At 51.0% G+C, this 6,684-nt stretch carries 10 protein-coding genes; 3 read left to right on the top strand and 7 right to left on the bottom strand.

The genetic code is table 11. The features are described from left to right. Positions 1-220: 220 nt before the first annotated feature. On the top strand, positions 221-919 hold the full coding sequence (gene queC, locus KW841_RS10935) for a 7-cyano-7-deazaguanine synthase QueC (RefSeq protein WP_218475886.1): 699 nt from the start codon (positions 221-223) through the stop codon (positions 917-919). Between the two features lie 41 nt (positions 920-960). Here the strand turns inward: queC and KW841_RS10930 are convergent, their stop codons facing one another. Beyond that, on the bottom strand, positions 961-1,833 hold the full coding sequence (locus tag KW841_RS10930; RefSeq protein WP_007974627.1) for a queuosine precursor transporter: 873 nt from the start codon (positions 1,831-1,833) through the stop codon (positions 961-963). Next, the gene (locus KW841_RS10925; RefSeq protein WP_218475884.1) at positions 1,826-2,422 is read right to left on the bottom strand and encodes a helix-turn-helix transcriptional regulator; all 597 of its coding nucleotides are present in this window, start codon (positions 2,420-2,422) and stop codon (positions 1,826-1,828) included. Before KW841_RS10925 ends, KW841_RS10930 begins: the two co-directional genes overlap by 8 nt. Before the next feature lie 459 nt (positions 2,423-2,881). Here KW841_RS10925 and KW841_RS10920 point away from each other — a divergent pair, with 459 nt between their 5' ends. Continuing rightward, positions 2,882-3,229, top strand: coding sequence for a DUF6124 family protein (locus KW841_RS10920; protein WP_218475882.1), 348 nt, complete (start codon positions 2,882-2,884; stop codon positions 3,227-3,229). Positions 3,230-3,298: 69 nt separating this feature from the next. Next, positions 3,299-3,553, top strand: a complete 255-nt coding sequence (locus tag KW841_RS10915; RefSeq protein ID WP_007974632.1) for a hypothetical protein — start codon at positions 3,299-3,301, stop codon at positions 3,551-3,553. Positions 3,554-3,711: 158 nt separating this feature from the next. On the opposite strand, the gene KW841_RS10910 is transcribed toward KW841_RS10915, so the two are convergent. The 5 genes from KW841_RS10910 to KW841_RS10890 form a co-directional block, all read right to left on the bottom strand. Further along, the gene (locus KW841_RS10910) at positions 3,712-3,978 is read right to left on the bottom strand and encodes a DUF6124 family protein (protein WP_007974635.1); all 267 of its coding nucleotides are present in this window, start codon (positions 3,976-3,978) and stop codon (positions 3,712-3,714) included. A gap of 459 nt (positions 3,979-4,437) precedes the next feature. Further along, positions 4,438-4,881 (bottom strand): DUF2846 domain-containing protein, encoded by a 444-nt coding sequence (locus tag KW841_RS10905; protein WP_007974637.1) that lies wholly within the window; start codon positions 4,879-4,881, stop codon positions 4,438-4,440. Between the two features lie 190 nt (positions 4,882-5,071). After that, entirely contained in the window at positions 5,072-5,359 is a 288-nt protein-coding gene (locus KW841_RS10900) for an addiction module antidote protein (protein ID WP_007974639.1), read from the bottom strand. Then, positions 5,356-5,661 (bottom strand): type II toxin-antitoxin system RelE/ParE family toxin, encoded by a 306-nt coding sequence (locus KW841_RS10895; protein WP_218475880.1) that lies wholly within the window; start codon positions 5,659-5,661, stop codon positions 5,356-5,358. The genes KW841_RS10900 and KW841_RS10895 overlap by 4 nt, the downstream gene beginning before the upstream one ends. A gap of 89 nt (positions 5,662-5,750) precedes the next feature. Beyond that, a complete protein-coding gene (locus tag KW841_RS10890; protein WP_218475878.1) occupies positions 5,751-6,653 on the bottom strand; it encodes a LysR family transcriptional regulator in 903 nt (300 codons plus the stop codon). Positions 6,654-6,684: the final 31 nt, after the last annotated feature.

Genomic DNA, 6,684 nt, shown 5'->3' with positions numbered 1-6,684 from the left:
CTGCGAAGCAGCCCCCTTTTGGGGCCCCTGCGCACTAGAGCGCCAGCCCGGCCCCGCGGGAGCAAGCTCCTTCGCCACAAACACTTCCCCGTAAAGAAATGACATAACCGGAAACCGGAGTACGTAAATTCGGAAACGTCCCACAGCCAGCGTTCGAGCTTCCCGGTAGGGTCAATGCCCCCCAGACACCCCGTCAGGGCATCCCAGGGAAGAACGAACCATGACAAAAAAGGCCGTTATCGTTTTCAGTGGCGGGCAAGACTCAACGACCTGCTTGATCCATGCGTTACCCATGTACGACGAAATTCACTGCATTACGTTTGACTATGGCCAGCGCCATCGCGCAGAAATTGAAGTGGCGCAAGAACTTGCAAAGCAGCTTGGCGTGACCGCCCATAAAGTGCTGGACGTGTCAGTGCTCAATGAGCTAGCTATCAGTAGCCTGACACGCGACAACACCCCAGTGCCTGGCGCAAACAGCGCCGACGGCGGCGTACCGAACACCTTCGTGCCAGGCAGGAATATTCTGTTTTTAACCTTGGCATCTATTTATGCCTATCAGGTAGGCGCTGAGGCTGTGATTACGGGTATCAGCGAAACAGATTTCTCCGGCTATCCGGATTGTCGGAATAACTTTGTCACAACCCTGAACAACGCAGTTGAATTGGGCATGGATTACAAGCTGCGCATTGAAACTCCACTCATGTACCTGAACAAGGCAGAAACCTGGGCGCTGGCTGACCACCACAAGCAATTCGACCTGATTCGTGTCAACACGCTAACTTGCTATAACGGCGTTAAAGGAAACGGATGCGGGGACTGCGACGCATGCAGCCTTCGTGCAACAGGACTCAACACTTATTGTGAAAACAAAACAGAAATACTGAGCAGCCTAAAACACAAACTGAATCTAAACTAGTTTTCCTGCCGTCAAAAAAGGGCCATTACAAATGACCCTTTTTACGATACCTGCCCTTCAGCCACAAATCGTTTAAACAATGATCGCGCACCATAAGCAGGCAAAACATTAAAGAAAGCAAAAAACATTTTTATAGAGACTTGAACAGAAATAATTGAAAGCACTTCAGCATTTGTCATGACTCCATAAAATGCAATATAGCAAAAAATAAAACTATCTATTATCACCGCAAAAAAAGTACTAAAAAACACCCGCAAAAACAAAAACCGAGAGCTTGTCAGTTCTTTTATTTTAGACAAGAGATATGAGTTCACATACTCAGAAAAAAGAAATGAAACAGAGGATGCCACCAACACTGACGAAACCTGAGCTATAACCGCACCATAAGGAACATCCAATTCCCACCCAGGCAATCCTGGAAGGTGCGCCACAGCACTCAACAAAACGATAATTAAGGCATTGCCTGCAAATGCAAACAATATAGCCTTCCTTGCAAGGCGAAGCCCATAAAACTCATTCAACATATCGACTATCAAAAACGTCAGCGGAAATAAAAACACCCCTGGAGTGACAACCAGATCAAACGCCTCTAAATAAATAAGCTTTGTGGCACCAATATTCGAAAAAATGTACAAGGCAAGCAGGAGAAGATTCAAAACAACATAAATCATCCACGAGCGCTCGTGGCGATCATGCAGCTCATAGGTGGTCAATGCTGCTCCAGCCGAGTAATATTTTTTGTACAGATCTTTAACTTCAGACTTGTTCAAATCATCAATAATTTCGCTCTTCAGCACTTCACCAAGTTTAACCCTAATGACTTTTCCAGTAGAAATAACCATGATCAAAGCGAGATTTTTATTCGCATCAAAACCTAACAGCTTATACTTACTATTCTCACACTCACTACCCATTAAATCTTTCCTCGATGACTTCACCTACAACCCGAACAACATCCGACCCAACACAACACTCAGTCGTTATATATAGCCTCTTCGCCTCAATGTCGTACACCAACTGCTCTTTACCGCATATCGACAGACCTTTCTTTACGATTAACAAATCTCCCGAGTCATTCACACCAGCAATCTCATTTTCCAGAAGAACGCCTATTAAGTTAGAAGCCGTTCCAAAATAGTATGTCAATGGATAAATCGTGCAGAGCTCGCCAATTCTTTTATCCAAACACCGAATCAAATCGCTTTCCTTGATCACAGGAACAGCGGCCGGATTCATATTCCCTTCCGGAGACACATCGCTTTCAACTATTTCTCGTTCTTCAAAATCAACCGTTTCTATCTCTTTATATGACACACCAAAAAAATCAGAAATTTTCCGAATCGTCGACTGCTGAACGTTTACAACCCTCCCTTCGAGAATGTTGTATATCGTAGTTCTGGTCAAACCACTGGAATTACACAGCGACAGCTGCGTCTCCCCACGGCTTTTTATTAAATATTTGATATTGTTTTTCAGATTTTCCGTCTTTTCTTTTTTGTACATAAAACCTACCACTCACATTTCCGAATACATCAGGTAGCCACTGGGCTTGACCGCTACAGGGGCTTCTTGTGAGGCCAGCATCCTACATAACGGAGCATGGTACAAAAGCAAATATAAAAATACGCATAACAACCATTAAATAATATTTCAACTGGGACATTTCCGACATCCCAATCTGAAGACGCCCACAATAGGTCCACCACAATCCACAGCGGAATTAACCCACAGAAAAAACTTACACAAACAGAAAAACAACAACACTCAAAAAACAATGTAAGACGATTCCTACATACTACAAATTTCGAATCATTTAATTAGACAAATGTACATTTTTTTGATTAATTAATTTGAATTTTCTGGTAATAAATCCACCTGCACCCCACCCGAATCCAACTACTAAAAACTGCTGTTGAGCAGCGTTGATTTGGTTTTTTCTTAAACCCTGCAGGGAGCTCCATGATGAAAAAGACCACCCCCAATCCTTCGCAATCGCCAGACCTTCCACCCGCTGACTTCGTGGAACTGTCCAAACTCTCGGAGATCACCGAACGTCTCGTCAGTGCTCGACTGCGCAACCCGGATCGGCCCGACCCGGTCAGCCACGTGTTCACTATCGTCCCGAATGTCGACACCGAGTCTTTGCTTTGTCACGCCTGCGAAACCCTCGCCTCGCTGAATGTCATGGCCACCGATCTTGCCTGCGAACTGGAAGGTTCGCGTCGCAATGTGGCGTTGGCCATTCAGCAACTCGCGGTGCTGGGCGAGTTATTGGTAAACCGAGCGCTAGACAATTTGGACCCACCTTAGGGATCGCCTGAAGTTCGCCAAACCGCGAGCACAATGTGTTCGCGTTCTTACCACTGGAGGTTTTTTGTCATGGATCGATATATGCCTATCACCGGCATCGACTGCACCATTGCATCGTTGGTGATCGACACAGAAGCACCGCTGGACGTCCTGCACGAAACAGCGGCTTACCGCATTCGCACCGCAACTCAACTGCTGGAAAGCCTTGCGTTTGACGAAGGCATTTACAGCGAACTGGCTCGGGTGCTGGTCACTTCATTGCGTGATGGCTGTGATTTGATGGATGTCATCGGGCGACGATTGCAAAAGCAAATTTCGGCTTAGCTCGTACACCCGACACGACAAAGGGCGCCTTGCGGCGCCCCTCACAAACAGGTCGGCTTGTCATCGCCGCGCCCTGTCTGGCTCTGCAATGGCTGGTAGCCCAGGATTCTCAGAGTCTCACAAGCCCCTTTCGGGAACGATCAGTTACCAGTGATTTACTAGCGCGGATCAAGGTTATCCAACACCCGATTCACCGCCAGTTCACCCAGCATGATCGACTGCTGAATGCCCAGCAGGGTGTTGCTTTGCGCTCCGTTCAGACTCCGCGCGAAGTCGCTCGCCATGGCATTGGCTGATGCCAGTGACACACATGCGTACTCCAGCAGAGTGTGGTTGTCGACCTCAGGAGCGACGAGGAAGATTTTGCTGGGTTGGCGTGAGGTATCAGGATCAGTGTCCGACCGGTTTTTTGCTTTATTGGTCATGATTCAGTGCCCAGAAAAGTGGAGCCGACACCGAGTCGCTACGAATCAAAAGGGTGGCAGCTGTACGCAGGTTAGTAGACCGGGTTTTCGCCAAACCGGCGCGCCCGAAGGCGCCCTGCGCACAGCTACCGTCAAGGGCAGGTATCGACATACCTGCCTATCAGGAGCGCAAATGCACTTAGCGAGAACACGGGCTACTAAACCCGATCACTGACCATCAGTGACGCGAATCAAGTTAGCGATGGCACTCAAAGCGCACAAGCCGGCGGATTCTGGGGTAGTTGTAGGCAACGCCGCAAGGCGCTGTAGCCTCTCCGAGGGATTTCGGAAATGTCCTACAGTAGGTGGTGAGGCGTCCTGCTGGATTGGACATTCCAGGTCCGTACAGGTGGGCTTTTTTGTGCTCTCTCGGACAAAGCGAATCAACCCCCGCGCTGAGTGCGGGGGTTGTCGGAACGCTTACTGAGCCTGAATCAGTTTGCTTTCAGCGACGCCGGCGCGGCCGGTCTGGTCGTCGACTACTTGCAGGCTGTTACGTGCCTTGATGAAACCCACTTTCACTTCCTGCCAGACAAAGTAATTTTTGCCCGCTTCTGCGGTGAGTTTCAGTACCGAATCGTTTTCTGCGGAAGATACCAAGGTCTGCTGACCGGCCGGGACCGAAAGCATCAGATAAGACTTGGCGACGGTCTGGCCTACAGGCTTGCCGTTCAGCGCCACCGGCATTTTCACGCCAGCGCCCATGCTTTCGTTGCGATACACGTAGATATGGGCTTTATCCGGGGCAACCTGGAATGTTTTGGCCTGAGCGTCCTGGCTTTCATCCGCCATTTTTACCGAAGCACAACCACCAGTCAGAGCGGTCAGTGCCAGCAAAGCGGTGAAGGTTAACTGCTTGAACATCCTGTTTCTCCATAGTTTGATGAATGCAGAAACCATTATCGGCAGACCCGAACAAGGCTAAAGGCCATCATTCAAAATCCACTCGAACAAAACGCTCACCAATGCCAATTGGTGTGGCCAAGTGAAATGAAAAAGGCGCCGTTTGGGCGCCCATTCGCAGATTGATTGTCTTGGTACTTGATTCAATCCCTCACGTACTGGCATGCAACTTGAGCCCCAAAGCCTTGATGACTTTCAGAATGGTGCCGAACTCCGGATTCCCATCACCCGATAATGCGCGGTAGAGGTTTTCTCGAGAAAGTCCCGCATCACGGGCGACCTGAGTCATGCCGCGAGCTCGTGCAATAGTCCCGAGAGCTTTGGCGATGAATGCTGGATCATCTCCCGCCTCCTCCATGCAAGCGTCCAGATAGTTAGCCATGTCCTCTTCGGTCTTGAGGTACTCAGCAGAGTCCCAGCGAGTGAATTGTTCGGTCATGGGTTTTGCTCCTGCCAGGATTTCGCAATAAGCCTGGCTTGTTTGATATCACGAGGTTGGCTGCTTTTATCTCCACCACACAGGAGAATGATCAACTGACGGCCTTGTTGCATGAAGTAGATCCGATACCCAGGACCATAGTCGATTCGTGCTTCACTCAATCCATCTCCGATAGCTTTGACATCTCCAAAATGCCCGTCAGCCATGCGGTCAATCCGCACCTGAATACGCATCCTGGCGCGGCTATCGGCCAGCTTTGTTAGCCAGCCTGAAAATGTAGAACTTCGAAGGATCTCCGTCATGCGCGAAGTGTAGCGCTTGAGCTACACCCACTCAATACCGAGTTCTGATCATTCGATGTTCGGTAGTCAGAGCAAACCATCGCAGACAGTCACGCCTTCGACGGCTCAACCTTGCGCGTCAACAACTCCACAAATGCCCGCGCCATCGCCGACTTCTGATCCTTGCGCTGCACCAGCCACACCGCCGACACAGCCGCCGGATCAAGCAACGGCCGATAGACCACACCATCAATACGCATCCGCTGATACGACGCCGGCAACACCGAAACACCGAGCCCCGCCGCCACCAGGCCGATGATGGTCATCGCCTCGCCGGCCTCTTGGGCGAAGTGCGGGCTGAAGCCGGCGTCCCGGGCCAGGCTGAGCAGTTGGGCATACAGGCCACTGCCATAGCTGCGCGGAAAGAACACGAAAGGCTCAAGCGCCAGGGCTGACAGAAACAGGCCCTCTTCGCTGCCCTCTACCAACGGGTGCTTGGAGCTGAGCACCGCGACCAGCGGCTCACGCATCAGCTCGACCACGCTGAGGCAGTCCGGCAGCCCGAGCGGGCGCATGATGCCGACTTCAATCGACTCATCCACCAGCGCATCGGCCACCTGGGTGCTGCTCATTTCCCGCAGATTCAGGTGCACCGCCGGGAAGCGCTGGCGAAAAGAGAAAATCGCCTGGGGAATGGTCGAGTTGAACGGGGCGGATGAGGTGAAGCCAATCTTCAGTTCACCCAACTCACCCAGTTGCGCCCGTCGCGCGACATCCGCCGCTTTGTCGACCTGCGCCAGCACCAGCCGCGCCTCTTCCAGGAACAGCCGACCGGCCTCGCTCAGCTCGACCCGACGATTGGTACGCTCGAACAGCCGCGCGCCGACTTCCTGTTCCAGTGCCTGGATTTGCTGGCTCAGCGGCGGCTGGGAGATGCCCAGCACCTGTGCGGCGCGGCCGAAGTGCAGTTCTTCGGCGACGGCGATGAAGTAGCGCAGATGACGCAATTCCATGGAAACCCCATTAGGTCGTAAAAGCTATCAA

It is taken from the genome of Pseudomonas sp. PDM28 (assembly GCF_019219115.1).
GTDB lineage: Bacteria > Pseudomonadota > Gammaproteobacteria > Pseudomonadales > Pseudomonadaceae > Aquipseudomonas > Aquipseudomonas laurylsulfatiphila.
This window is presented reverse-complemented; position numbering and strand designations above follow the sequence as displayed.